The sequence below is a fragment of the Hydrogenophaga sp. PAMC20947 genome (assembly GCF_004795855.1).
Lineage (GTDB): Bacteria > Pseudomonadota > Gammaproteobacteria > Burkholderiales > Burkholderiaceae_C > Hydrogenophaga.
Genome location: NZ_CP039252.1, coordinates 4,179,214 through 4,205,081 on the forward strand (window position 1 = coordinate 4,179,214; position 25,868 = coordinate 4,205,081).

18 protein-coding genes are annotated in these 25,868 nt (G+C 65.6%); 9 read left to right on the plus strand and 9 right to left on the minus strand.

All coding sequences use genetic code 11. The features are described from left to right. Positions 1-235 precede the first annotated feature (235 nt). Positions 236-1,168 (minus strand): DMT family transporter, encoded by a 933-nt coding sequence (locus E5678_RS19090; RefSeq protein ID WP_168708611.1) that lies wholly within the window; start codon positions 1,166-1,168, stop codon positions 236-238. 256 nt (positions 1,169-1,424) lie between these two features. On the opposite strand from E5678_RS19090, the gene E5678_RS19095 reads away from it, so the two are divergent. Then, positions 1,425-2,624 (plus strand): MFS transporter, encoded by a 1,200-nt coding sequence (locus tag E5678_RS19095; protein WP_136180874.1) that lies wholly within the window; start codon positions 1,425-1,427, stop codon positions 2,622-2,624. Between the two features lie 89 nt (positions 2,625-2,713). On the opposite strand, the gene E5678_RS19100 is transcribed toward E5678_RS19095, so the two are convergent. Next, entirely contained in the window at positions 2,714-4,336 is a 1,623-nt protein-coding gene (locus E5678_RS19100) for a chloride channel protein (RefSeq protein WP_136179999.1), read from the minus strand. Between the two features lie 123 nt (positions 4,337-4,459). On the opposite strand from E5678_RS19100, the gene ssb reads away from it, so the two are divergent. From ssb to E5678_RS19120, 4 genes are all read left to right on the plus strand, one after another. Next, positions 4,460-4,954 (plus strand): single-stranded DNA-binding protein, encoded by a 495-nt coding sequence (gene ssb, locus E5678_RS19105; protein WP_136180000.1) that lies wholly within the window; start codon positions 4,460-4,462, stop codon positions 4,952-4,954. 331 nt (positions 4,955-5,285) lie between these two features. Then, the gene (locus E5678_RS19110; protein ID WP_247596834.1) at positions 5,286-6,593 is read left to right on the plus strand and encodes a ferric reductase-like transmembrane domain-containing protein; all 1,308 of its coding nucleotides are present in this window, start codon (positions 5,286-5,288) and stop codon (positions 6,591-6,593) included. A 440-nt stretch (positions 6,594-7,033) separates the two neighbouring features. Continuing rightward, complete coding sequence (locus tag E5678_RS19115) at positions 7,034-7,651, plus strand: class I SAM-dependent methyltransferase (RefSeq protein ID WP_136180002.1); 618 nt, start codon at positions 7,034-7,036, stop codon at positions 7,649-7,651. A 3-nt stretch (positions 7,652-7,654) separates the two neighbouring features. After that, on the plus strand, positions 7,655-8,980 hold the full coding sequence (locus E5678_RS19120) for a DUF3422 domain-containing protein (RefSeq protein WP_136180003.1): 1,326 nt from the start codon (positions 7,655-7,657) through the stop codon (positions 8,978-8,980). Between the two features lie 18 nt (positions 8,981-8,998). Here the strand turns inward: E5678_RS19120 and pbpC are convergent, their stop codons facing one another. Both pbpC and E5678_RS19130 read right to left on the minus strand, forming a co-directional pair. After that, a complete protein-coding gene (gene pbpC, locus E5678_RS19125) occupies positions 8,999-11,242 on the minus strand; it encodes a penicillin-binding protein 1C (protein ID WP_136180875.1) in 2,244 nt (747 codons plus the stop codon). Next, positions 11,242-17,214, minus strand: a complete 5,973-nt coding sequence (locus E5678_RS19130) for an MG2 domain-containing protein (RefSeq protein ID WP_348770354.1) — start codon at positions 17,212-17,214, stop codon at positions 11,242-11,244. Before E5678_RS19130 ends, pbpC begins: the two co-directional genes overlap by 1 nt. A 457-nt stretch (positions 17,215-17,671) precedes the next feature. Between E5678_RS19130 and E5678_RS19135 the strand changes: the two genes are divergently transcribed. The 3 genes from E5678_RS19135 to E5678_RS19145 are packed head-to-tail and all read left to right on the plus strand — an operon-like array spanning position 17,672 to position 19,762. After that, positions 17,672-18,808, plus strand: a complete 1,137-nt coding sequence (locus tag E5678_RS19135) for an FAD-dependent oxidoreductase (RefSeq protein WP_136180004.1) — start codon at positions 17,672-17,674, stop codon at positions 18,806-18,808. Next, on the plus strand, positions 18,805-19,263 hold the full coding sequence (locus E5678_RS19140) for a group II truncated hemoglobin (protein WP_136180005.1): 459 nt from the start codon (positions 18,805-18,807) through the stop codon (positions 19,261-19,263). Before E5678_RS19135 ends, E5678_RS19140 begins: the two co-directional genes overlap by 4 nt. Before the next feature lie 37 nt (positions 19,264-19,300). Further along, on the plus strand, positions 19,301-19,762 hold the full coding sequence (locus E5678_RS19145) for a PaaI family thioesterase (protein ID WP_136180006.1): 462 nt from the start codon (positions 19,301-19,303) through the stop codon (positions 19,760-19,762). Positions 19,763-19,811: 49 nt separating this feature from the next. On the opposite strand, the gene E5678_RS19150 is transcribed toward E5678_RS19145, so the two are convergent. Further along, positions 19,812-20,225: a DsrE family protein gene (locus E5678_RS19150; RefSeq protein WP_136180007.1), complete on the minus strand. Its 414-nt coding sequence runs from the start codon at positions 20,223-20,225 to the stop codon at positions 19,812-19,814. A 135-nt stretch (positions 20,226-20,360) separates the two neighbouring features. Between E5678_RS19150 and E5678_RS19155 the strand changes: the two genes are divergently transcribed. Next, positions 20,361-21,080: a class I SAM-dependent methyltransferase gene (locus tag E5678_RS19155; RefSeq protein ID WP_136180008.1), complete on the plus strand. Its 720-nt coding sequence runs from the start codon at positions 20,361-20,363 to the stop codon at positions 21,078-21,080. Positions 21,081-21,086: 6 nt separating this feature from the next. On the opposite strand, the gene sulP is transcribed toward E5678_RS19155, so the two are convergent. The 4 genes from sulP to mnmA form a co-directional block, all read right to left on the minus strand. Beyond that, positions 21,087-22,817, minus strand: a complete 1,731-nt coding sequence (gene sulP, locus E5678_RS19160) for a sulfate permease (protein WP_136180009.1) — start codon at positions 22,815-22,817, stop codon at positions 21,087-21,089. Positions 22,818-22,860: 43 nt separating this feature from the next. Continuing rightward, a complete protein-coding gene (locus E5678_RS19165; protein WP_136180010.1) occupies positions 22,861-23,757 on the minus strand; it encodes an MBL fold metallo-hydrolase in 897 nt (298 codons plus the stop codon). 76 nt (positions 23,758-23,833) lie between these two features. Further along, positions 23,834-24,475, minus strand: coding sequence for a peroxiredoxin (locus E5678_RS19170; protein ID WP_136180011.1), 642 nt, complete (start codon positions 24,473-24,475; stop codon positions 23,834-23,836). Between the two features lie 151 nt (positions 24,476-24,626). Continuing rightward, positions 24,627-25,745, minus strand: a complete 1,119-nt coding sequence (gene mnmA / locus E5678_RS19175; RefSeq protein WP_136180012.1) for a tRNA 2-thiouridine(34) synthase MnmA — start codon at positions 25,743-25,745, stop codon at positions 24,627-24,629. Positions 25,746-25,868 lie beyond the last annotated feature (123 nt).

A 25,868-nucleotide genomic window follows, 5' to 3' on the forward strand; every position in this document is an offset into this window, starting at 1 on the left:
CGTGACGGGCAGGGGGATCGGGTTCTGGTTCAAGGCAGGCAGGCGGGCAAAGACGCGGCAAATGGGCAACCCATCATGATAAGCGGCTGAGACAGATGCTGCTTGGGGCCCCCGGCAGGGTCTCTGGATATGGGTTGCGGGCCCCGAGCTGTCATCGTTTCGCCAGGGCACGCTGGCGGAGCCCCTCGAATTCGCCGGCGGTCTGCCGCCCCAAAGAACGGCCGCTGCAGCTCACTCAGGTGGGGCGCCTGCGCCGGAACACGGCCACGGCGGCCACCAGGCCCAACGAGACCAAGCCCAGACCCACCAGCTGCGAGACCGTTGGCCATTCGCCCGTGACCGGGATGCCGATCAGAATCGTGGCGGCGGGCACCAGCGCCGGAAATATGCCGGCGCGTGCGGCGCCCGCCAGTTCGGCCGCGCGGGTGAAAAAAATCACCGCCACCACGCCGGTCAGCACCCCTTGCACCAGCACTTGCGTGGCGAGGCCGGACCACGGCATGGCCGCGATGCGGGAAACGTCCTGGGTGAGCAGGAAGATGGGGATGATGGCCAAGGCGGCCACCGCTGAGAGCGCGGCCGTGGCGGGCAGCGCCTTCACGCGCCAGCGGTTTGTGGTCACCGTGAAGCCTGCCCACATCAGGCCAGCCACGGCAAACATGGCATCGCCTATGGGTGCCTGGCTGCCGCCCTGGAACAAGCCTGGCCCGGCAATCACCGCCAGGCCCAGCACCATCACCGAGATCCCGATCAGGCGCTGCCGTGGCGGCCGGTCTTTCAACACCCAGGCGGCCAGCAGGGTGGTGCCCATCATGGCAAAAGCCGGTTGAATGACTGCGCCGTGTGCCAGCGGAGCAAAGGCGTATCCCCCGGCCCCGAGCAAGATGAACAGCGGGCCGGCCAGCAGCGCCAGCGCCGTGGCGCGTGGCCAGCCCACGCCCGCCAAGGTGGCGGGCTGGTGCAGCAGCAACCAGGGCAGCACCACCACGCCGGCGGTGCCGTAACGAAACAGGGCGAAGTCCATGCCGGTGAGGCCTTGTGTCATGCCGGCGCGCGCATAGGCCATCGAACTGCCCCAGATCAACACGGCAGCGAGCCCGAACAACACGCCCTTCGTGGCGTCAGAGAGCCCGGGTCGGATCGGTTCGATGGGAGAGGTGTCGGGCATGAGGGTGGGGGCTGGCGGTCGGATAACGGGAGGACCCCGGAAGGTGGCTGCAGTGCGGGAGCGCCCATGATGCGCCCCCCACGGCTGGCGCAGGTGTCGCCCGTGTGGCGCGGGCGCTTGGCGCACAATATGGGCCTGACTCACACACCCACAGGTATTGGCTTTCAGCCACTTGTACTGCCTGCACCGATCCGTGTCGCTTTCATCTGCTTCCTCCCCCCCCTTGAATGCCGATGCCGATCCGACGGCTTCGCGCATGACGCCCGGCGAGCGCCGCGCCAGTGCCTCGCTGGCACTGGTGTTCGCGTTGCGCATGCTGGGCCTGTTCATCGTGTTGCCCGTGTTTGCGCTGGAGGCCGCGCGATTGCCGGGTGGCGACGATCCGGCGCGCGTGGGCCTGGCCATGGGCCTGTATGGCCTGACCCAGGCGTTTTTGCAGATCCCCTTTGGTCTGGCCTCTGACCGGTTCGGCCGCAAACCCACCATCGTCACGGGCCTGCTGGTGTTTGCCTTGGGCAGCGCAATCGCCGCCTGGGCACCGGACCTCACCTGGCTGGCCGTGGGCCGGGCGGTGCAGGGCGCGGGCGCCATCTCGGCCGCAGTCACGGCCTTTCTGGCCGATGTGACCCGCGACAACGTGCGCACCAAGGCCATGGCCATGGTCGGCGCCAGCATCGCACTGATGTTTGCTGTTTCGCTGGTGCTGGCACCTTTGCTGGCCGGCTGGGTAGGTCTTTCGGGCATATTTATGCTGACCTGCGCGTTGGCGTTGAGTGGCATTGCGGTGGTCATCTGGGTGGCACCGCCCGAGCCTCGGGTGCACCAACCCGCTGCGATCGGGCAGATCAAGGGCAAAGGGCTGGGCGAAGTGTTGCGCCATCCGGGGCTGATGCGCATGAATCTGGGTGTTTTTGTGTTGCACGCGGTTCAGCTGGCCATGTGGATGGCCGTGCCTGCGCTGCTGGTGCAGGCCGGCTTGCCCAAGGCGGCGCACTGGCAGGTCTACCTGCCCGCCGTGGTGGCCTCACTGTTGGTTATGGGCGGCGTGTTGTTCCCCATGGAACGCCGGGGCCATTTGCGCACCGCTTTTCTGATTTCCATCGGGCTGATCGCCGCGGTGCAGGTGGGGCTGTGGTGGGTGGCTTCATCAGCGGAGGCGGCGCCTCCGGGGGTGTGGGCCCTGGGTGGGTTGATGTTTGTATTTTTCATCGGCTTCAACATGCTGGAAGCCAGCCAGCCCAGCCTGGTGTCCAGAATGGCGCCCGCCCATGCGCGCGGCGCGGCGCTGGGGGTTTACAACACCCTGCAGTCGATCGGATTTTTTGTGGGTGGGGCAGCGGGCGGTTGGTTGGCCCGGGCTCACGGCCCAACGGGCCTTTTTGTCGCTTGCGCCGTGGCTGCGCTGGTCTGGCTGGCAGTGGCTTGGCCCATGCAGGAGCCTGCTGCTCGGCGCTGAGTATCGGCATTGGGTCGGGATTTGTGGTCCCGGGGGGTTGCGCGGTCAGGGCGCCTTAGCGGGACTGGCTTTGCCAGCCCGTCCCAGCCTCAGTCGGGGTTGCGATCTTTGGGCTCAGCTGGCGGCGGCGTGTCGCTGCCACTCAACGGATCGCTTCCGTTTTGGGGCCCTGATTCATCGGGATCAAAGAGACCGGCTTGCGGAGGGCGGGCAAGCGGTGATCCAGCATCATCAAGGGCCGGACCGGCCGGCTGGTCGGGCTGGGCCCCGGGACGGTCAACAGGGCGGGACACTGTGGTCACTTGGGCTGGGGCCTGTGTTGTCTCGACGGCCGCATCGGGTGTCGAAACAACCTTGGCATCCGGGTCATCCGATCGCTCGGGCGGAGCCGCTGTTTTCACCACGGCCTGGATCATCAGCCCGGACAATGTGGTGTAGAGCGGCCGGCTGATGAGGCGGGCGATCAGGCTGGCCAGCATGGCGCCGGCCATCAGGCTCAAGACCATGGAGCGACCGTTGATCATCTCCATCACGATGATGAAGGAGGTCAGCGGTGCCTGCGTGGCCGCGGCGAGAAAACCGGCCATGCCCAGGGCGATCAGGCTGGAGGCCAGCGCACTGTTGTTGCCCGCGAACAACTGGGCCACGTCGTGCCCGATGCCGGCGCCGATAGACAGTGACGGCGCAAAAATGCCGGCCGGCACACCGCTCCACGAAGTGATCCAGGTCGCCATGAACTTGAGCAGCACGTAAAGGCGTGAAATATCGCCCTCGCCCGCCAGCATGCGGCGCACTTCCTCGGCACCCGCGCCAAAGGTCGCTCCGCCGCTGACCAGACCAATCACGGCCACAGCCAGGCCAGCACCGGCCGCAAATCGGATCGGAGCCCCTTTGCGCCACCGGCTGAAGCGATCGGGCATGCCTTCGATGGAGGCCGCCAGCAAGCGGGCGAACAGGCCGCCCAGCAGACCGCAGATCACCACCACCATCAGGCCAGGCCAGAAGGCGCCCCAGCTCAGGCGGGGCACGGCGATGGAGCCGAAGTAGGTGAGGTTGCCGAAAAATGAAATACCCACCAGACCGGCGATCACGATGGCCGTGATCACCAGGCTGTTGTTGCGCGTCACGCTGCGGTTGGTCAGCTCTTCGATGGAAAAAACCACCCCGGCCAGCGGGGCGTTGAAGGCCGCTGCGATACCGGCTGCGCCACCGGCCACCATCAAGGCGTGGTCGCTCAAGGCGGAACCGGAGCGCATCCAGTGGCGTGCGCTGTGCATCACACCAGCGGCCACCTGAACCGAGGGCCCCTCGCGTCCGGCCGACATCCCGGCCAGCAGGCTGCCTGTCCCCAGGGCGATTTTGGCCAGGGTCAGCTTCATGGAGACGAAATGGCGACGTGCCACCGAATTCACCTGGGGGTCGATGGCCGCCATGACTTGCGGAATGCCCGACCCTGACGCGCCGGGGAAAAAGCGCCTGGTTGCCCAGACGATGCCGGCGGTCAGTGCGGGCGTCCAGATCAGAACGGCCCAAGGGTAGGCCTCGTAGAGGTGCTGGAACAGCTCGAAGGCGCCTTCGCTGAGGTAGGTGAACGCCACGACGAATAGGCCGGCCAGGACAGCATAAGCCAACACAATGCTGCGATCCAGCCAAGCACGGCCATCGGACAGCTCGTGGTGCAGGTTCTGGAAAAAGTCGGGTTCGCGGTTCATATTGGCTGGTCTATTGTGGCATTTCACGACCCGAAGCGCGCATGCGGCACAATCTGCTGGATAGCCACCTCAGCGCTAGGCGCAGTGGCTGCCCGTTTTTTCTGCCATCTCAAGGAACCCGTCATGGCCTCAGTCAACAAAGTCATCCTCGTCGGCAATTGCGGCCGCGATCCCGAAATCCGTTACCTGCCCTCCGGTGGCGCTGTGGCCAACGTGACCGTGGCGACGTCCAGCCGCCGCAAGGACAAAAACAGCGGCGAGATGATCGAAGACACCCAGTGGCACCGGGTGACCTTTTTCGAACGGTTGGCCGAAATCGTAGGCGAATACGTCAAAAAGGGCAGCCCGATCTACATTGAGGGTCGGCTTCGTTACAGCACCTACATGGATAAAACCACGGGGGTGGAAAAGAATTCGGTGGAAATTGTTGCCACCGAAATGCAGTTGCTTGGCGGCCGTGAAGGCCGGGGCGGTGGTGATGAGGGCGGTGGCAGTGGTTACTCCCGCCCGGCGGCTGCTCCACGGCAGGCGCCAGCCCGTCCGGCCCCAGCACCCGCGCCTGCAGCCGCCCGGCCTGCCAGCGGCTTCGACGACATGGACGACGACATTCCGTTCTAGACCCTGCTGAGTCAACTCTTGTTGATAGAAGCCCACGGCTCTCAGGCGCTGTGGGCTTTTTTTATGTCCTGAGGGGATCGGGCGGGGTGGCCTGGCAATGGGGGTGAATGCCACGGGTGCTTGGCAATGGGCGCGGCAGATGCGCCCTTCTTTACGCTGGATCAATACTTCCTCCTCAATGTGTGGGCACCATGGACGTGTGCCGACCCTTGACCGTTGGCAGACGTCCGATCCGACCGTGTGCGTTGGTTGAACGGTCACCCATCCTTCGCACGCGGGATTTGAAACGGACAAGATTGTGCTCAGGAACATCAAACTTTCGCTTTGGGGCGTGCTCCTTGGATTGACCGGCCTGTGGGCACTGGCCAATACCGGTCTGCCTGAAACCTTGACCTTTGTCGCCATTCGCAATCTGCTCACCCAATACTCTGGCGTCATCGGCGTCGGCGTCATGAGCGTGGTCATGGTGCTGGCACTGCGCCCGGTCTGGCTGGAACCCTGGCTCGGCGGCCTGGACAAATCCTATCGGCTGCACAAGTGGCTGGGTATCTCTGGCCTGGTCGCCTCGGTGTTCCACTGGGTCGTGGTGAACGGGCCGCATTGGTTGGTCAATCTCGGCTGGATGGAACGCGGCAAGCGCCCCCCGCAATCGGATTCGACCAGCCTGGGCGCGGTCGAGCAATTTCTGGGTGATCTGCGCCATCCGGCCGAATCGGTCGGTGAGTGGGCGTTTTACGCGGTCGTGCTGCTGATTGCCCTGGCCCTGATCAAACGGTTTCCCTACCGGCTCTTTGCCAAGACGCACACCTTGATTGCCGTGGCCTATCTGGCGCTGGCGTTCCACGCGGTGGTGCTGATGAATTTTTCGGCCTGGATGCAGCCCCTGGGCATCGTGATGGGCCTTTTGTTGACCTCGGGCGTGGTCTCTGCCCTGCTGGTGTTGAGCCGCCAGGCCGGCAAGTGGCGACGGGCTGAGGGCGCCATTGAGGCCTTCCACCATTTTCCCGACATGAAGGTGCTGGAGACCATGATTTTGCTGAAGAATGGCTGGAAAGGCCACAAAAGCGGCCAGTTCGCTTTCGTGACCTTCGATCCGAAAGAAGGGCCACACCCCTTCACCATTGCCTCGGCCTGGGATGCCAGCAACCCCCGCATCATGTTCATCACCAAGGGGCTGGGCGACTACACCGACTTTTTGCCCGAACACGTGCAAGTGGGGAACACGGTGGCGGTCGAGGGCCCTTATGGGACGTTCACGTTTGACGACAGCGCCCAGCGCCAGATCTGGATCGGCGGGGGCATCGGCATCACGCCCTTCATCGCGCGGATGAAACAGCTGGCCCGAACGCCCGGCGCCCAGGCCATCGACCTGTTCCACAGCACCACCGAACTGGCGCCCGACGCGCTGGCCAAGCTGACGGCGGATGCCGCCGCGGCCAACGTGACGCTGCACGTGATGATCGATCATCGCGACGGGCGGCTCACCGGGGACGTGCTGCGCCAAGCGGTACCGAACTGGGCAAAGGCGAGCGTCTGGTTCTGCGGACCGGCCGGTTTCGGCAACGCCCTGCACAACGACCTGCTGGCCCATGGTTTGCCGCGCCATGCGTTTCACCAGGAATTGTTCAACATGCGTTGATCGACCGATGGATCGCTCGATAGATCGATCGGTCACAAGAAGGCAATCCAAGGTGCCCCACCGGAGAACGCCCACAACCGCATCCATGGTGTTCCCCCGCCCGGTTGCTGCTCGCAGGCGCGACCCTCATGGTGGCCTCAAGCCATCGATGGGCAACGTCCGGATGTATCCCCTCAACGCCACGGAGGCCCAACCGCACATCAACCTTGCGCCCAAGGCGGATGAAACGCCCCGACAAGCGAAAATCCATCCATTGTCAACAGAGTCAAAGTGGAATGTGGGCTTGAGGACCATGGATCTCGTCGATCTCGTCGGCAAACGAGGGTGCAACCGGGTTCAGTGGCGTGTCCGTTTTTGTGGAAGCGTGGCGGATGGTTTTTTGGGAGCGTCACCGCTTCAGATGGGTGGGGTTTCTTTGAGATGAGATAGGGGACGAGCGCATGAATTTTTGGGATCAGAATTTTTCCGTGGACGGGTTCAAATACGGCACCGAACCCAACGCTTTTCTGGTGCAGCAGGCACACCGGCTACCCGCCGGTGCCGACGTGCTGGTGCCGGGTGACGGTGAGGGGCGCAATGGCGTCTGGCTGGCACAGCAAGGGCACCACGTGACCGCCATGGACGGTTCGTCGGTCGGGCTCGAAAAAGCGCGGGCCCTGGCGCAGGAGCGCGGTGTGACCATCGACACGGTGTTGGGCGATCTGGCCGACTGGGCGCCAATCCCGGGGGCCTTCGATGCCGTGGTGTTGACCTATGTGCACCTGCCTCCCGCGATCCGACAGGGTGCGCACCGGCGCCTGGCCCGGGGGTTGCGGCCCGGTGGTTGGCTGGTGCTGGAGTGTTTCCATCCCCTGCAGCTCGCCAACAGCAGCGGCGGACCCAAGGATGCGGCCATGCTCTATTCGGCCAGCCTGTTGCGCGAGGATTTTGCGGGCTGGCTGGACGAGGTCGAGGCCTGGGAAGGTGCGGTTGAACTGGCGGAAGGTGGCGGGCATCAGGGCCAGGCCCATGTGACCCGCTGGGTGGGCCGCCGCGGCGCCGTTGGCGGCACAATGTGAGCCATGGTCCCATCTGCTGTTCACCACGCCCTTCCCACCGACGACCCGTTGCGCCTGGAGCTGCACAACGAGGTCCATGCGCGGCCATCTGCCCGGGTGCGGTTGCCGGTGCTCATCATCTATGTGGCGGTGTTCAATGCGGGCGTGAGCCGCGAGCAGGAGTGTGAGCACCTGAGCAGGTTGCCGGGGCAGTCCGATCTGGACGTGGGGCAATTGCGGGACAACTTCCTGCGTCTGCGCCTGAGTGGCTGCACGCTCAAGTGGGAGCGGCACACCGAGTTCACCCGCTATTCCATCGTGCAGCCCTTGCCGGAGGCCGCTGCTCTGGGGGCGTGTGATCCCGAGTTGCTGCCCCACAGCATATTGCCCACCGACTGGCTGGCCGGCATTCCCGGGCGCACGCTTGCGGCCATCAAGCTGGTCATGCTGCATGGCGACCTGTCCTCCCCCGGTGTGAGTCTGGACCAGGCCCGCACCTGGATGGGCGAACACACCGTGGTGGCTTCGCTCATGGGCAACCAGGGGCACTCCATGGTGGTCACCGATTTCATGCTGCGGCCTTCTGGGTTCGAGCGCATGCTGGTGGTGGCTCCGCCGGAGACCACCGACACCCGGGCTGGGCGCATCTCGCAGCGGTTGCTGGAGGTGGAGACCTACCGCATCATGGCTTTGCGCGGCCTGCCTGTGGCCAAGCAGCTGGCGGGTTTTCTCGCCGAAAGTGAACGCCAGCTCGCCGAGATCACCGCGCAGCTGGAAAACAAAAGCACGTCGGATCAGGCGCTGCTCGACACATTGGTGGCGCTGGCCGCTGGCGTGGAGCGGGTCACGGCGGAGAACACCTACCGCTTTGCGGCGACACGCGCCTACGACGCGCTGGTGGCGCAGCGCATCGCCGAGCTGCGGGAGCGGCCCATACCCGGCACACAAACCATTGGCGAGTTCATGCAGCGGCGGCTTTCGCCCGCCATGGCCACGGTCGCGGCCACGGCGCAGCGGCTGGCGTCGCTGTCGGAGCGGGTGAGCCGGGCCAGCGCCTTGTTGCGCACACGGGTGGACATTGCCACCGAGCTGCAAAACCACGAATTGCTGGCCAAGCTCACCCGCGGGCAAGACCTGCAGTTGCGCCTGCAAAGCACGGTGGAAGGGCTGTCGATCGCGGCGATCTCGTACTACGTGGTGAGCCTGTTGCTGTACGTGGGCAAAGCCGGCAAGGCGGCGGGCCTGCCCATCAACCCGGAGATGGCGGTCGGGGCACTGATCCCGCTGGTGTTGTGGGCCGTGTGGCGCACCATCAGGCGCATCCACGACAAGCTGCACGCCGAGCACTGACGACGCGCAGTTTCCGCGTCAGTGGGGCTTGGCTTTTCCGCGCGGGTCGGCTTTCAGCCCGGCCCCGCGCACTTCGATGCGCACCGCGTCCAGCACCGTACCCCGGGCATCCACCAGCTCGATGCGGTGCACCCCCGGCCAGGGCGACCACAGGGCTTTTTCACCCCGCGCCACGGTGCGCTGGTCGATGCGCCAGCGCAGGCCGGGGGCATCACTGTTGAGGGTCAACCGCTGGTTGCGGGGCGGGATGTCGGGGTCCAGGGCCACGATGGTGCCACTGGTGGGGCTGAGGATGCGGGCGGGCGCCAGGGGATCGCGCACCCGCGCCGTGGTAGGTGAGGCGCTGTCGTTCAACCGCATCAGCGCCTGTTGGGTGCCGGCGATGAACCACTCCTGTCGCGGCGCTTCCAGCCGGGGCTCGAAGGCCACGGCTTGTGCCATCAGGCCTGGAGGCGGAACGGGCGCGCCGCTGGCGGGGTGGCGGGGTGCCTGGGTGTGCAGCCACTGCATGACGCCGGCCCAGATGGGGGCCGCACCGGTTGAGCCGCTGACCTGGCCCATGGGCGCGCCGCTGGCGTTGCCCACCCACACGCCCACGGTGTAGCGCGCCGACCAGCCCACCGCCCAGTTGTCGCGCATGTCTTTGCTGGTGCCGGTTTTGACGGCGGTCCAGAAGCGCGTGGCGAGGATGCTGTCGGTGCCGAAGGTGGTGGCGCGGGCGTTGCTGTCACTCAGGATGTGGCCCACGATGAAGCTCGCCGCGGGGTCCAATGCGGGCGGCGCTGGCGATGGCGTTGCACCGGATCGGCGGGGTGCCAGCGGCAGGGGCGCCACCTCGCTGAAGTGGCCCTGGTTGGCCAGTGCGCGGTAGGCGTTGCTCAGGCGCAGCAGCGACACCTCGGGGCTGCCCAGCGCCAGGCCCAGGCCGAAGTAGTCGCCGGTTTCGCGCAACTCGAGGCCCAGGCGGTTGAGCTGCTGGTGAAACCGGTTGGGGGACACCATGGCCAGGGTGCGCACGGCGGGCGTGTTGAGCGAAGAAGCCAGCGCGGTGCGCACCGAGACCCAGCCGTGGAAACGGCGGTCGTAGTTTTGCGGGATGTACAGGCCGCTGGGGGTGGGAATGTGGGTGGGCGCGTCTTCGATGAGCGATGCGGCGGTGAGCCGGCGCTGGGCGATGGCCTGGGCATAGAGAAAGGGTTTGAGCGTGGAGCCGGCCTGGCGCTGTGCCAGCACCGCGTCCACTTCGGGCGCCTCGCTGAGCGAGCCCGACGAGCCGACCCAGGCCAGCACTTCGCCACTGGCGTTGTCCAGCACGATGATGGCGCCGTCTTGCACGCGCTGGCTGTGCAGCTCGCGCAGTTGCTGGTTGAGCAGGTCGCTGGCGATGCGTTGCAGGGGCGCCCACAGTGTGGTGTGCACAGCCGCGGGGGAGAATTCGGCGCGGTCGCCCGAAGCCTGGGCGAGGGCCCGGCGCGCGGCGTGGGGTGCGATGCCGTCGCTGGGCGTCCAGTCGCGCCGCCGCAGCCGTGCGTCCATGTTCCAGCCCAGGGGCTCGCAGCGCGGTGGCGCCAGGCGCTGGGCGGTGTGCATCTGGCGCAGCAGGTCGCAGGCGCGCGCGGTCACCCGCTCGGGCGCGGCGTTGGGCGCCCGGACCAGCGCCGCCGCGATCGCCGCCTCGGTGTTGTCCAGCCCGTGGGCGGCTTTGCCAAACAGGCTGCGCGAGAGCGCGTCGATGCCCACCAGCTCGCCCCGGAACGGCACCAGGTTGAGGTAGGCCTCCAGGATCTGGTCTTTGCGCCACGCGCTTTCCAGTTCGCGCGCGGTGAGCACCTGCCCGATTTTCTGGCCCCAGCTGCGCCCGCCCGGGCCGAGCCGCAGTTCGTCGTCGATCAGGCCGGCGAGCTGCATGGTGATGGTGGACGCGCCGCGTGTGCGGTTGTGCCACAGGCGCCCCCAGGCGGCGGCGGCCGCGGCCGACCAGTCGATGCCGGCGTGTTCGTAAAAGCGCCGGTCTTCACTCAGCAGCAGGGCCTGGCGCAGCGCAATCGACATGTCCTCCAGCCGCACCCATTCCCCCTGGCGCCGCTGCGGGTTGCTGCGCAGGCGTTGCAGCAGCTCGCCGTGGCGGTCGAGCACGCGGGTGTCTGAGCCGGCCTCGCCGGCGCGCACCGCTTCGAAGCCGGGCAGCGCTGCGAGGGCTCCGCTGCAGGCCAGCGCGATGGCCACGCAGAGCGCGGCCGGGTGCCAGCGGCGCCGTGGCATCAAGGCGCGGCCTCCACACGGATGCGGGGGTTGGGGGCCTCGCCAAACACCTCGGGCGCGTACAGGGCTTCGACGCGGGTGGGCGGCACTGCAAAGTCGCCCACGTTGTTCAGGCGCAGGGTGTACTGCACCTGCAGCGAGCCCTTGGGCAGATAGCGGTAGTAGCTGCGGTAGGCCTCGAAGCTGCGCTCTTCAAACGCCGGCCAGGCGTTGCCGCGCTGCTGCTCGCCCTGGGTGCTGATCACCGAGTCGCGCCCCAGGCCGTTGCCGAGAATGCTGGCGCCACCGGGCACAGGGTCGCTCACCACCACCCAGGTCATGTCGGTGCTGGCTGTGATGTCGAGAGTGATGCGCAGCACATCGCCCCGGCTGTAGCGGCCCTTGACCTTTTGCGCCAGTGGCGTGATGGTTTTGCGCACCTGGTAGCCCGAAAACAAGGGCTGCGCGCGCTGGACCGCCGCCACGGATTGCACGGTGAGCCAGGGCTTGCCCGTGCCCTCCTGTGTCACGTTCAAACTGGACGGGGCCGTGGCTTTGGGCCAGGGCAAGGCCATGTGGTTGTTGAGCCAGCCCTGGGTGGGCGAGGGCGCGGCGCCCATGGCGGGGGCTTGCTCGGCATCCACTTTTTTCACCTGAGCCCAGTCCACGCTGGCCGTCGCTTCGCCCAGCTTGGCAACGGTTTTGCCTTGCACCGGTGTGGATTCAAAACGGGCCGAGAACTTCTCCAGCGCCAGGCCGCCCCAGAGGTTGGCCGTGGTGGTGGGCCACACGCCCCGCTCCTGGCGCCCCACCAGCCCGCTCGCCAGGCGGCCCATGTCGACTTTCCAGTCGGGCTCGTCCATCACGGCCAGCAGCAGGCGGGCGGCGTTCACATCGGCGTTCTGCATCAGCCACCACCAGTCGTCGTCGCGTTCGGTGCTGAAGCTGGTGCGGGTGCCTTGCTGGCTCAGGCGTGCACGCAGGGTCTGCTGGGCCTCTTTCAGGCGGTCGGCGCGTTGAGGCGCGTCGGGCAAACGCTGCAGAATCTGCAGCCAGTCGATCACGGCATGGGTGGGCCAGCTTTGCGGTGTGATCGCCAGGCTTTGCAGCATGCTCGGCCGGGCCAGGCGGTAGCGCGAAAGGGCTTCGATGGCGGCGAGCTTGCGCACGGCGAGATCGGCCCTGGGGCTCCAGAACTTGCGCTCGATGCGGCCTTCGACAAACGCGGTCAGGCCGCGCTGCATTGCCGCCAGCGGCACGGCCGGCAAGGTGAAGGTCGGGTCGATGCCCGACATTTCATGCGACACCGCCAGCAGGTGGGCGGTGAGCGTGTCGCTGCCCTGGCTCGCTTCTCCGTCGCGCGGGGGGAAATAGTTGGCCAGGCCGTCGGTGTCGAGGTAGGTGGGCAACTGTTCGGCGAGTGTTTTCCACAGGGCGGCGTCGCGCAGGCCGGTGGCCTTGCTGGCTTTTTGCTCCAGGCAGGCAAACGGGTAGTCGGCGAACCAGGCTTTCACTGCGGGCAGGCCGTCGGCCAGTGAGGGCTGCAGGAACATCGAGAGCCCGCCGCGCAACGCCCCATCGGCGCCGGACTGCGCCTGGGCCGGTGCGCGCACCGGCCAGGTCAGCGGGCCGTCGAGCTGCACCAGCGTGGCCTGCTGAACCGCGAGTGGCACCGCCGGCACGATGCGCTGGCTCACCTTCATGCTGTCGCTGGCACCCGAGGCGCTGTCGTTGGCTTCGATTTCCCACAGCAAGGCCTGCAGCCGGCCCTGGCCCAGCGACACGGGCGCGGTCACATCCCACTGAATCTCCCTGGATTCACCCGCCGCCAGTTCAAGCGACTGGGGCGCGGTTTCCATGCCCGTGGCGCGCGCATTCACGCTCAGCTGCATGGGCTTGTCGGTGGTGTTGCGCAGGGTGAACTGGGCCCGGAACGGATCGCCCTCGCGCACCAGGGGTGGCAGGCCGCTGATGAGCTGCAGGTCTTGCGCCGTGCGCAGGGCGGTGCGGCCGGTGCCGAACGCGCTGGTGCCGGCTTCCACGATGGCGACCACCTCAAAACGGCCCAATGTGTCGTTGAGCGGCACCTGCACCGTGGCCTGGCCCTGGGCATCCAGCACCACACTGGGTTGCCAGGTGAGCAGGGTGTCGAACAGCTCGCGCGTGGGGCTGCGCCCGCCGCCACCGCCGGCCGGAATGGCTTTGCGGCCGTAGTGGCGCCGTCCGATGATTTCCATCTGGGCGGTTGAGGTCTGCACGCCCCAGCTGCGCCGCTGGAACATGGCCGCCAGCAGTTGCCAGCTTGGGTTGGGGCTGAGTTCCAGCAGGGCCTGGTCCACGGCGGCGAGGGTCAGCTCGGCAAAGGCCGCGGGCTGGCCGTTGGGCAGCGTGGCCTGCACCCGCACACTGGCGGTCTCACGCACTTTGTAGCTGGTGCGGTCGGGTGTGAGCGTCACCGCGATCTCGTGGGCTTTGACGCCCACCTGCAGTTCGGCCACGCCCAGCCGGTAGGCGGGTTTGCTCAAGTCCACCAGCGCCGTGGGCGCGATGTATTCCTTGCCGTCGTACCAGAAGGCGGTCCACCAGGCGCGGGGGGCCTTGAAGCCCCAGGTGAAGAAGCTGTACCAGGGCACTTCGCGGATGCGCCCGCGCACGGCCAGCACGCTCACGTAGACATTGGGCCCCCAGTCTTGGCCCACCTGGAGTTCGATGGTCGGGTTTTGTCCGCTGAGCTGGACCACGCGCGTTTCCATCACGCCCTCGCGTTCGATAGAGACCAGCGCGGTGGCCGAACGGAAGGGCATGCGCACCTGCAGGCGGGCGGTGTCACCGGGTTGCAGGTGTTTCTGTTCGGCGATCACGTCCATGCGGTCGTGGTCTTGTCCGCCGAACCAGATATCGCCCTGGCGCGTGACATACACCGAGGTGGCGCTCTGGTGGATGCGGCCATCGCTGTCGGTGGCGGTGACGGTGAGCTCCACTTCGCCCGCCTGTCCGAGGCGAGCGGTGCAGTGCAGCAGCCCATTGGCGTCGCTGCTGCCCGAGCAAACCGTGCCCAGGTCTTCTGTCTGGGCCTGGTTGTCGTAGGTGTAGAAACCCCCCACCATGCGCTTGCGTGTGGTGGTGAAGGTGCGCGACTGGGCGCGAACGCTGAGCTTCACGCCGCGCTGGGGTTTGCCCTCAAGGTTCAGCGCCAGTGCGGTGAGCGCCACGTCCTTGCCGGTGGCGATCCAGTCGTCGGCCTGGATGCCGGCCACCACCGCTGCCGGCCAGATCGTGCCGACCTGGCGCAGCGTCTGCACCTCGCCATTGGGGTCGGCGTAACTCGCTTCGATCACCAGCTCGCGGGGGCGTGCGCTGGCCGGCAGGCGGTCGATCACGGTCTTGCCCTGGCCCTGGGCCCCGAGCTTCAGCGGCAGCTTGTCGGCCACGACCTTGGGTGCGTCGCTGTCACTGTTGTCGGTGGCACCGAAGTCACCTTCTTCGCTGTCGTCGTCTCCGCCCGATGCGCCGTCTGGCGTGTCGCTCGGGCGAGGCGGGTAAAAGCTGAAGCCCTCGTGGGCATCAAAACGCAGCAACTTGTTGCGCAGCAAGGCCGAGACATGGGTGGCCAGACCCGCGGCCGGGCCACCAGCCAGGTAGCTCACCTGCAAGCTGACCGGTACAGCGGTCACCGCGATCAAGGGTTTTTTGTCGTTGGTGGTCAGGCTGCCCTCGAACACCGGCAGGCGGAATTCCTCGACCCGGAAGCTGCCGCTGTCGTAGCCTTGCCCCTTGGGCCCGGTCGTTTCCAGCGCAATGCGGTACAGACCCAGCTTGGCTGCCGGGGGCACCTGCCATTCGCTGGTCGCCACCTGCCCGCCGCTGCGGGTCTTGCGCCACACCAGGGGCAGCTTCACTTCTTGTCCGCTGCCCTGGTGTGTGATCACCAGTTGCTGTGGCATCGCTGGCGGCAATGTGAGACCGGTGCGCGTTTCCACGCGCACCAGGTGTTTCATCGACACCTTTTCGCCGGCGCGCAACAGCGTGCGGTCAAGCACGGTGTGCACCCGTTGATCGGGCTCGGCGCTGTCGCTGGTGGGCAGGTTGAAGCGCCAGGATTCAATGCCCTTGTCCCAATGGCTCCAGACGAAGGCCAGATCGGCGACGCCATCGACCCCCTGGGCCCGTGCGCTCACGAAATAGGCGTTGTTGCCATCGTTCACGCCGTCGCAGCGCGGGGCTTCGGGCAAGGGTTTGTCGAAGCGCGCGATGCCCTGGGAATCGGTGGTGGCGCTGGCCAGGGTCTTGCCCTGGCAGGTCGAGATGCGCACCTGTGCACCGCCCACAGGCCGACCCTTGTCCAGCGTGGTGACCCAGACCAGAGCGTTGTCCCGCCCGCGTTTGAAGTGCACCCCCAGGTTGGTGACCAGGGCCGACGTGCGCACGTACATCGTGCGGTTCGCGCCACGCTCGGGGTTCAACAGGGCCGCGCCCAGCTGGGGCGATGCGATTTCCAGCACATGGAAGCCGGGGGGCAAGGGAATGCCCACCACCTCGAAGGGCCGGGGGTCTGCGGCATCGGCCCTTGGCAGCTGGAGCTGGCGGGCGGGCGCCAGGCCGTGGAGCAGGGACAGGCTGCGTGTCTCCACCCAATGTTTGCTTTCGTCGCCCAGGGCAGGAGGCACCGGCGTGCGGGACTCGGCTTGGGCTTCCTTGCGCCCGATGGAGCCGCGCTCAAAACGCTCCAGTCGACCCAACCACGCGATGATGTCGGCGTCGGCCTTCAAGGCCAGCGCGCTCACTTGCCCGACCGGCAAGCCCTGGATCTGAAGGGCCGCTTCGACGTTGCGCACCGTCACCGGCAGCAGCGCCTGCCCGTCGGGCTCGGCCAGCCGCTCGATCACGCCAAACGGTGAGGCCGCGAATTTCGCCAGGGGCGGCATCGGGCCGGTGGCCACGTCGAGCGGGAAGGATGGTGCGTTGTCGGCGGTACGCTCGGCATCGTCCACAAAACCGCCGGGCAACATGATCCGGTAGCGGGCGTTTTCCGGGAAAGGCGGTCGAAACTGCACGCCGCTCACATGGCTCTGGCCTTTGTCGTCCTCGTCGATCTGCGCCGGGGTTGTTGCGCCGCCGTCTTGTGAGGCCAGGCGAATGGCCAACGCCCGCTCACGGGCCACCGGCGCACTGAAGCTCAGCGTCATGGGGCGCAGGGGCAGACAGGCGGCCTGTGCATTTTCACGCTGGCAAGAGAACTCCAGCGAAAACGGCTCGCGCACGCCGTAGTTATTGACCTGAGGCTGGCGGCTCTTGACGCCGTTGGGCGTGCTGATGCCGGCGCCCAGCACCAGCTTGACCGGGGCCGAAGCCGACAGCCGCCGTCCACAATCCAGCACCGCGAGGTCCGGTGTTTCGCTTTCTGGCTTGGCGGCGATGCCCCGCGCTTTGAGGGTCGCTGCGCGCGCTGCGCCGCCGACCCACTGCACGGGCAGGCGCTCCCCGACGCCGTCGAGCTCACACCAGGACTGGGCGAGCAGGCTGGACCGGGTCACCTGACCAGCGAAGCGAACGACAAAATGCTGGTCTTCGGCGATGGTTGCACCGTCGCCCGGCCAGGTGCGTTGCACGACCGGCCCACCGGTGCCGAAGGCATAGGCAGTGCGGCCGGTGATGGCGAGGCCTTGGGGCGAACGGAAACCGGGGGCGGCCACGGAGGTGCAGCGGGTGCCCGCTGGCAAGGAATTCTCGAAATCAAACACCCACTGGCGTTCGCTGAGCCACCGGCCGCTGCCTTTGGCGACGGGCTGGCATTGCAGCTTCAGGGGTGCCGTGGCCTGGGGGTCGCCCAGCGGGACGGCCGGCTGGTCGAACTGCACCGACACTTGTTCAATCTTGGCGATCTCGCCTTGTGGCGAAAACTGGGTGATTTCCAGCGCCATGGCCGATGTCGCCAGCCAAGCGCCCAGCAGCAAAAGACCGGTGGATCTCACCGGCCTGTGTTGTGTATTCACGTTCCGCCTCCTGCGACCTGCCTCGAATTGGGCAAATTTCAAACCGCAATTGTGAATCAGTCGGGCAAGGGGGCCGGCCCGTTGTGCTGAAAACACCCCCTCTCACGGCTGTGGTCGATCGCCACACCCCAGGTGGCGTTTGAGTTACCCCTGCGCTGCTCCCCTTCCTCCGTGAGCGGGTGGCCCAATCCATGGGCTGGCGGCGTCAACGCTTTGAGGACAGTGGGGCTGCGTGCGTGCGGCCTGTCTTGACGTGGCGCCGGGGTGAACCTCTTGGCAGCGTGCGCGCCATTGCGTTGTGCCGCTCGGGCAGCGTCCGACCCTGGTGATTTGAGTTTGTGAAAATGGCACTCAAATACCCCTTGGGGTTTGACCGAACGCAAAGACGTGCAGGGCATCTTGCGATCCAATGGCACCTGGATTCATTCACGTTCATTCCCAAAGCAGGAGGTAAGGCATGAACCCCGCCCAACGCATCACCATCATCGGCGCCGGCTTCGGTGCACTCTCCAGTGTGCGGGAAATCCGCCAACGCGATCCAGACGTGGAGATCACGTTGATCGCGCCACGCGCCGAGCTGCACTACCTGCCCGGCATCATCTGGATTCCCAGTGGCCTGCGCACGCGCGAGCAACTGATCGTGCCGCTGGACAACTTTTTCCAGCGCATGAAGGTGCACCACGTGGCGGCCGAGGTGACCGGGCTGCGCAAGGGTGGGCGCGTGGTGGACACCACCACGGGCGAGGTGAGCAACGACGCCCTGGTGATCGCCAGCGGCGGACGCTTCATCAAGAAGCTGCCCGGCATCGAACACGCCATCACCCCCTGCGAAGGCATTGCCGCCGCCGAGAAGATCCGCGACCGGCTGCGCGCCATGACCGGCGGCACGATTGCGGTGGGCTTTGGGGGCAATCCCAACGAACCCAGTGCGGTGCGCGGTGGGCCGATGTTTGAATTCCTGTTCGGCATCGACGCGCAGCTGAAGCGCGAACGCCGCCGCGACAAATTCGACATCGTTTTCTTCAATCCCTCCAAGGAGCCCGGTGCCCGGCTCGGCCCCAAAGCGGTGAAGCACCTGCTGGCGCAAATGGCCAGGCGCGGCATCCGCACCCATCTGGGTCACAAGATGAAGCGCTTCGATGCCGATCGGGTGGTCACCGAAGGCGGCGAGTTTCCGGCCGATCTCATTCTTTTCATGCCCGGCATGACGGGCAACGCCTGGTTCGATCAGACCGAGCTGGCGCGGTCCCCTGGGGGCTTGCTGCAGGCCGATGCGCAATGCCGGGTGGTGGGCAGCGAGCATGTGTACGTGGTGGGCGATTCAGGCAGTTTCCCCGGTCCCGCCTGGATGCCCAAGCAGGCACACATGGCCGACCTTCAGGCCGCCGCCGCGGCTGAAAACGTGCTGATGGGTCTGCGCGGTGAGACGCCCCATGCCACGTTCAAGGTCGAGCTCATCTGCATCATCGACGCCATCGACCACGGCACGCTGGTGTTTCGCAATGAGCAGCGCCAGATTGTCCTGCCCTCGACGCGCTTGTTCCACTGGGCCAAGCGCTACTTCGAGGGTGTTTACCTGAAGAAATACCGATGAACGACACCCCTTCCAACCCATCCCCAGTCAACGACAGCGCGACCACGATTTACGCCGCCCTGGGCGGTGCCGATGGCATTCACAAGCTGGTGGACCGTTTTTACGGGCTGATGGACGAACTGCCCGAGGCCTACACGGTGCGCCAGATCCACCCCGAGAGCCTCAAAGGCAGTGCCGAGAGCCTGTTTGAATACCTGTCAGGCTGGTTCGGCGGGCCCCAGCTCTACACCGCCAAGAAGGGCCACCCCCGCTTGCGCATGCGCCACGCGCCCTACGCGGTGGGGCCGGTCGAGCGCAACGAATGGTTGCTGTGCATGACCCAGGCATTGACCGAACAGGTGGCCGATCTGCCCCTGCGTGAGGCCCTGATTGACCGCTTCACCCAAATGGCGGATCACATGGTCAACACCGCGGCAGGCGCCCAGGGCTGCAGCCACGCGGTGCAGCGTGCCTGATATCCATTCAAATGCCATTCAACGCCAGGAGATATTCATGGACGCTTTTCAAGACCACTATCCCGAGAACGTGTCGCACTGTTACGGCTGCGGCAGCCTCAACACACACGGCCACCAGATCAAGACTGTCTGGGACGGCGACGAAACCGTGACCCGGTTTCAGCCCGAGCCGTTCCATACCGCGGTGCCGGGATTCACCTACGGCGGGCTGATTGCCTCACTCATCGACTGCCACAGCACCGGAACCGCGGCGGCGGCGATGTACCGGCAAGCCGGACGCGGCATGGACTCGCTGCCCGCGTTTCGCTTCGTCACGGGTTCGTTGCACGTGGATTTCCTCAAGCCCACGCCGCTCACCACCCTGGAAATCCGGGGCACGGTGAAAGAAATCAAAGGCCGCAAAGTGGTGGTCTCGACGACGGTGTTTGCCGATGGTGTGGCGACCGCACGGGGCGAAGTGGTGGCGGTGCAGATGCCCGAGAGCTTCGGACAGTCCTGAGCAAAAAAACGGCACCACAAGGGTGCCGTTTTTCATCGGTTGGAAGGACTCAAAAAGCCAGTGTATGCATGCCCGGCTTGATCAGGTGCGCCGCCACATCGGCTGGCTTGGCCGGCGTCACGCCGTCAATCAGGTCGGTGGGTTTATGGCCGGTGTTGGGCAGGTACAAAGCGCAGACTTCCACCTTTGCGCCGGCCTTGATCAGCCCTTGCAGCATCTGCTGGGGGGTCACATCTTTGGGTTTGAGTTTGGGCAGTTCCTGGCCGGTCACGGCGATATCGGCGGCTTTGTCGCAGAGCAACACGCGCACATTGGCCTTCTGTTCCAGGGCCTGCCCGGCGAGCACCAAGCCTGCGCCTTGCGCCATGGCGTTGCCGCTGTGGATGTTGACGAAGAGCTCTTCAGCGTGCACAACGCCCACAGACAGCAGGGTGGCGGCGCTCAGCGCGATCAGACGTTTCATACAGATGACTCCTTGAATGTGTGAAGGGAAAAAGACCGGTTGCATGACCGGTTCAGTCCATTCTTCATATACTCCGCGTGGTATCCATGAGAAAACGCAAACCTCTCTAAAATTCATGGCATTGAAAGGCACAACATGAACACAACTCCATCCGGTCCCGATCAATGGCCCCAGGTGCCCGATGAGCTCGATGTGCTGGCGGAACTGGTGCCGCTGCAGGCGCAGGCCATCATCGAGCTGGGCTGTGGCGCTGCCCGCCTGGCACGGGGCTTGTTGATGCGTTGGCCCCAGTGCACAGTCACGGGGTTGGAAGTTGACTCGGTGCAGCACGCCAAGAACCTGGCGAGCCCGCAAGACGGGTTGAGTTTTGTGGCCGCGGGTGCGCAGGCTGTGCCGTTTCCCGATGCGTCGTTTGACTTGGCGCTGATGCTGAAGTCGTTGCACCATGTGCCCATGGCTGACATGGATCAGGCGCTGGGCGAAGTGGCTCGGGTGCTGCGGCCGGGTGGGTTCCTGTATGTGTCCGAACCTGTCTACGGCGGCGCGTTCAACGAATTGGCGCGTCTGTACAACGATGAGGCCGTGGTGCGCCCTGCGGCACAGGCTGCGTTGGACCGGGTGCTGGCTAGCGGGCAATCATGGGAGGCGGTGGCGGAACGGCGCTTTGCACAGACCGCCCATTTCGCCAGCTTCGAGGACTTTGCCCAGCGCATGATGTATCCGAGCTTTGCCGACCACAAGGTCGACCAAACCTTGCTGGACCGGGTCCGCGTGGCTTTCGAGCCGCACTGTGGCGAGCAGGGCGCCAACTTCATGCGGCCCATGCACGTGCGGTTGCTGCGCCGAAAGGCCTGACCGATTTCAGGCGGGCGGCTGGGTCAGCGCAGTCACGGCCTGGTGGTGTGTGAGAAACACCCGGCCCGTCAGTTGTTGCAGGAAGTCGCTGCGTTCAAGCCGATCCATCACGGGCCCCTTGACCTCGCTCAGGTGCAGCTTCACGCCGGCGTCCTTGAGGCGCAGTGTGATGGCTTCCAGACTCTCCAGTGCGCTGGCGTCAATGGCATTGATGGCGCTGCACTGGAGCACCACGTGCTTGATGTCCGGGTGCGCCGCCACCTCGGCCGCGATGTGGTCTTCCAGCGGCCGCGCATTGGCGAAATACAGGCTCTCGTCCACCCGCAGACCGAGCACGCCGGGATGGGTTTCAACGGTGTGGCGCAAGACGTTGCGGTAGTGTTCCGTACCGGGCACGCGACCGACCGTGGCGATGTGTGGCCGGCTGGTGCGCCAGAGGTGCAGCAGCAGCGAGACTCCGACGCCAGCCATCAGGCCCGCCTCGATACCGACCGCCAGGGTCAGAACAAAGGTCAAGGCCAGCGCAGTGAAGTCGGTGCGGGCATAGCGCCAGGTGCGCCCAAACGCATGCACATCCACCAGGGTGAGCACGGAGGCCACGATGGTGGCGGCCAGGGCCGTCTGGGGCAGGTGGTAGAGCGCCGGTGTGAGCAACAGGGCCGCCAGCAGCAAGCCGATGGCGGTGTAGATACCGGCGGCCGGGGTGCGCGCGCCAGCGTCGAAGTTCACCACCGAGCGCGAGAACCCGCCCGTGACCGGGAAGCCGCCGGTGAGACCCGCTGCGATGTTGGCGGCGCCCAGGCCGCGCAATTCGGCGTCGGGTTCGATGCGTTCACGCCGTTTGGCCGCGAGCGACTGGCCGAGTGACACCGACTCCACAAATCCCACGAGGCTGATCAGCAGGGCCGCGGTGGCCAGCTGTTGCACCTGAGGCCACAAGTTGGCATCCAGCTTGGGCAGGGTGAGCGGCGGCAAACCGCCCGGCACCGCGCCCACGACGCGCAGTCCACCGTCTTCCAGGCGCAACCCCCAGGCGATCAGCGTGGCCACGGCCAGGGCCAGCACGGGCGCGGCCTTGGCGATCACGTCGGAGGCCATGGGCTGGAGGCCCAGCGCGCGCAGACGGACTTTGAACGAGCGGCGCGCCCACACCAGAAAGACGAGGGTGAGCAAACCAATGGCCGCTGCCGGTGCTTGCCATTGGCCTATGTGTTGCCCAAGGCTGGTCGCGAGTTGCGGCAGCGTCTGGCCTTGAAGGGGAATGCCCAGCAGGTGTTTGAGCTGGCTGGCCGCGATCAGCAACCCGGAGGCCGAAACAAAACCGGAGATCACCGGGTGGCTGAGGAAGTTGGCGATCACGCCCAGGCGCAGCGCGCCCATGAGGAAAAGCATGATCCCGCTCATCAGCGTCAACAAGGCCACTGCGGCCACATAGCCGACGCTGCCAGCCAGGGCCATGGTGCCCAGCGCCGAGGCCGTCATGATGGAGGTGATGGCCGCCGGGCCCACGGCCAGCGTGTTGCTGGTGCCGAACACCGCGTAAGCCACGAGCGGAAGCATGCTGGCGTAAAGACCGGTCTGGGCCGGCATGCCTGCGAGCAGGGCGTAGGCCAGGCTTTGCGGGATCAGCATCAGGGTGACCACAGCCGCGGCCACGCCGTCGGCCGCCAGGTGCTCGGCGCGGTATTGCGGCGCCCATCGCAAGATGGGCAGCCAGTGGGTCAATGGGTTTTTCATGGGTGCGGCACCTGAGCTGGGTTGAGCCGAGTGCTTCAGTGGGTCAGACCGCGTTGATCGGAATCTTCAGGTAGGTCGTGCCATTGTCTTCGGCTGGCGGCAGGTGACCCGCGCGCATGTTGACCTGAACCGCTGGCAGTATCAGAACCGGCATGGCCAGTGTGGCATCGCGCTTCTGGCGCATGGCGACGAACTCGGTCTCACCTCCGCCACCGGGCAGTTGCACGTTGCAGGCTTTCTGTTCGGCCACGGTGGTGACGCACTGGGGCTGGCGACCGTCGGGCGGGTAATCGTGGCAGAGGTACAACTCGGTGTTGTCGGGCAGGGCGAGTACGCGCTGTATCGAGCGGTAAAGGGTGGCCGCGCTGCCGCCGGGGAAGTCGCAACGGGCGGTGCCGTAGTCGGGCATGAACAGCGTGTCGCCGATGAAGGCGGTGGTGCGCAGCGGATCGACACTGTGGTCGCGCACCACGTAGGTCATGCAGGCGGGTGTGTGGCCGGGCGTGTGCATCGCGGTGAGTTGCAGGCCGCCGATCTGGAGGTGGTCACCGTCTTTCAGCAGGCGATCGAACTGGCTGCCGTCACGCGCGAATTCGCTGCCTGCGTTGAACAGCTTGCCGAAGGTGTTTTGTACGGTGGTGATCTGCGCGCCGATGGCGAGCTGGCCGCCCAGGCGCTCTTGCAGGTAGGGCGCGGCGGACAGGTGGTCGGCGTGGACGTGGGTTTCCAGCAACCATTGCACAGTCAGGCCGAGCGCGCTGACGCGATCAATCAGGCGATCGGCGCTGGTGGTACCGGTGCGGCCGGATTTGGGGTCGTAGTCGAGCACGCTGTCGATCAGCGCGCATTGGGCGCTCGCCTGGTCCCAGACGATGTGGCTGAAAGTGAAGGTTGCGGGGTCGAAGAAGGACTCGATGTTCAGTCGTGATGGGGTGGTCATGGTGTGCAACTCCAGAGGGTCATGAGAAAAAGGGCCCAGCCTTTTCAGGTGGGCCCTTGCTGAGCGCACGGTTCGCTTACAGCGATTTGGTTGAGTAGTACCAGTCCACCGTCTTGTAACCTTCGCCGGCGCGCTTGGCAACCGCATCAGCGGTTTTGGGCGGTGGGACGATCACATCGTTGCCAGGCGTCCAGCCTTCAGGCGTGGCAATCGCGTTTTTGTCGCTGGTCTGCATGGCTTGCAGCAGGCGCACGAACTCTTCGATGCTGCGGCCGTTGCTCATCGGGTAGTACACCATGGCGCGCAGGACACCGTTGGGGTCGATGAAGAAGGTGGCGCGAACGGCCTGCGTGTCGGCTGCGCCGGGGTGCACCATGCCATAGGCGCGGGCGACATCCATCTTGATGTCTTCAATGATGGGGAAGCTGATCTCCACGCCAAATTTTTCCTTGATGCTCTGCGTCCAGGCCAGGTGCGAATACAGGCTGTCGATCGACAGACCGAGCAACTCGCAGTTCATGCTGCGGAAGGTGTCGGCATGCTTCTGGAAGCCGATGAACTCGGTGGTGCAGACAGGGGTGAAGTCGGCGGGGTGCGAAAACAGGATGAGCCACTTGCCTTTGTAGTCGGCCAGGCTGCGGTCACCGTGGGTGGTCTTGGCGTTGAAGTCGGGGGCGGCCTCGTTGAGGTGGGGAAATGTGCTGACGGCGGTGTCCATGAGAACCTCCTTGGGGCGGGTTGTTGAAGTGGTCGATCAAGAGAGCGTCTTGTTCGATGGCTTCAGTGTCCATACCCCTGGGCGTTTACCGGTTGCGATTTGTCAAGGCAGCGGTTGAGATTCTCAATGGGCCCGATAGCCGCTTGGGTGCTCAGAATTCGGTGGCCGCGTCGGTGGTGATCACGCCGCCGCCCAGGCACACTTCGCCGTCGTAGACTACCGCGCTCTGCCCGGGCGTGACCGCCCATTGCGGATCGCTGAAACGCAGCGTGAAATGCTGGTCGTCGGGGGCTTCGAGTGTGCAAGCTGCGTCGGCCTGGCGGTAGCGCGTTTTGGCCGCCATGCTGCCCGCGGCAGGCGCGTGGCCGGCGACCCAGCTGGCGTCTTGTGCGTTCAGAGCAGCGGACATCAGCCAGGGGTGCTCATGGCCTTGCACCACCCACAGTGTGTTCTTTGCTATGTCCTTGCGTGCCACAAACCAGGGGGCATGCTCGTTGCCACCTTTCTGGGCGCCTTTTTCCTTGATGCCACCGATACCCAGTCCCTGGCGTTGCCCCAGGGTGTAAAAGCTCAGCCCAACGTGTTTGCCGATGGTGCGGCCGTCGGGGTCCTTGATCGGACCGGGTTCTTTGGCAATGTAGCGGTTCAGAAAATCACGGAAAGGGCGCTCGCCGATGAAGCAGATGCCCGTGCTGTCTTTCTTCTTGGCGTTGGGCAAACCGATTTGGGCAGCGATGCGGCGCACCTCGGTTTTGGGCAATTCGCCCACCGGGAACAGCGTTTTGCTCAACTGCGCCTGGTTCAGCCGGTGCAGGAAGTAGCTTTGGTCCTTGAGGGGGTCCAGCCCCTTGAGCAACTCAAAAAAACCATTGCGCTCGCGAACCCGTGCGTAGTGCCCGGTCGCGATCTTCTCGGCACCCAGGCGCATGGCGTGGTCGAGAAAAGCCTTGAACTTGATCTCGGCGTTGCACAGGATGTCGGGGTTGGGCGTGTGCCCAGCCTGGTATTCGCGCAGAAATTCGGCGAAGACCCGGTCTTTGTATTCGGCCGCGAAGTTGACGTGCTCGATCTCGATGCCGAGCACATCGGCCACGCTGGCCGCGTCCACGAAGTCGATGTTGGACGAGCAGAACTCGCTGTCGTCATCGTCTTCCCAGTTCTTCATGAAGATGCCGATGACCTCGTAGCCCTGTTGTTTGAGCAGGTAGGCGCTCACCGCCGAGTCCACGCCGCCGCTCAAGCCCACCACCACACGCTGTTTATTTGCCATGGGGTGATTATCTCGCTGTGGCAGGGGTCTGCGCTGGACCAAGGTTGCGCCTCGCTTCAAATCCTTTCACGGCTGTGACCGTCTGGCGTGGTCGAATTGGGGCCGAGGGCGCCGTACAGTGTC

Excerpts from the sequence above, each read along its gene's own strand:
- E5678_RS19090 (WP_168708611.1), bottom strand. The coding sequence starts at position 1,168 with ATGCCCGACACCTCTCCCATCGAACCGATCCGACCCGGGCTCTCTGAC.
- E5678_RS19095 (WP_136180874.1), top strand. The coding sequence starts at position 1,425 with ATGACGCCCGGCGAGCGCCGCGCCAGTGCCTCGCTGGCACTGGTGTTC.
- E5678_RS19100 (WP_136179999.1), bottom strand. The coding sequence starts at position 4,336 with ATGAACCGCGAACCCGACTTTTTCCAGAACCTGCACCACGAGCTGTCC.
- ssb (WP_136180000.1), top strand. The coding sequence starts at position 4,460 with ATGGCCTCAGTCAACAAAGTCATCCTCGTCGGCAATTGCGGCCGCGAT.
- E5678_RS19115 (WP_136180002.1), top strand. The coding sequence starts at position 7,034 with ATGAATTTTTGGGATCAGAATTTTTCCGTGGACGGGTTCAAATACGGC.
- E5678_RS19120 (WP_136180003.1), top strand. The coding sequence starts at position 7,655 with ATGGTCCCATCTGCTGTTCACCACGCCCTTCCCACCGACGACCCGTTG.
- pbpC (WP_136180875.1), bottom strand. The coding sequence starts at position 11,242 with ATGCCACGGCGCCGCTGGCACCCGGCCGCGCTCTGCGTGGCCATCGCG.
- E5678_RS19135 (WP_136180004.1), top strand. The coding sequence starts at position 17,672 with ATGAACCCCGCCCAACGCATCACCATCATCGGCGCCGGCTTCGGTGCA.
- E5678_RS19140 (WP_136180005.1), top strand. The coding sequence starts at position 18,805 with ATGAACGACACCCCTTCCAACCCATCCCCAGTCAACGACAGCGCGACC.
- E5678_RS19145 (WP_136180006.1), top strand. The coding sequence starts at position 19,301 with ATGGACGCTTTTCAAGACCACTATCCCGAGAACGTGTCGCACTGTTAC.
- E5678_RS19150 (WP_136180007.1), bottom strand. The coding sequence starts at position 20,225 with ATGAAACGTCTGATCGCGCTGAGCGCCGCCACCCTGCTGTCTGTGGGC.
- E5678_RS19155 (WP_136180008.1), top strand. The coding sequence starts at position 20,361 with ATGAACACAACTCCATCCGGTCCCGATCAATGGCCCCAGGTGCCCGAT.
- sulP (WP_136180009.1), bottom strand. The coding sequence starts at position 22,817 with ATGAAAAACCCATTGACCCACTGGCTGCCCATCTTGCGATGGGCGCCG.
- E5678_RS19165 (WP_136180010.1), bottom strand. The coding sequence starts at position 23,757 with ATGACCACCCCATCACGACTGAACATCGAGTCCTTCTTCGACCCCGCA.
- E5678_RS19170 (WP_136180011.1), bottom strand. The coding sequence starts at position 24,475 with ATGGACACCGCCGTCAGCACATTTCCCCACCTCAACGAGGCCGCCCCC.
- mnmA (WP_136180012.1), bottom strand. The coding sequence starts at position 25,745 with ATGGCAAATAAACAGCGTGTGGTGGTGGGCTTGAGCGGCGGCGTGGAC.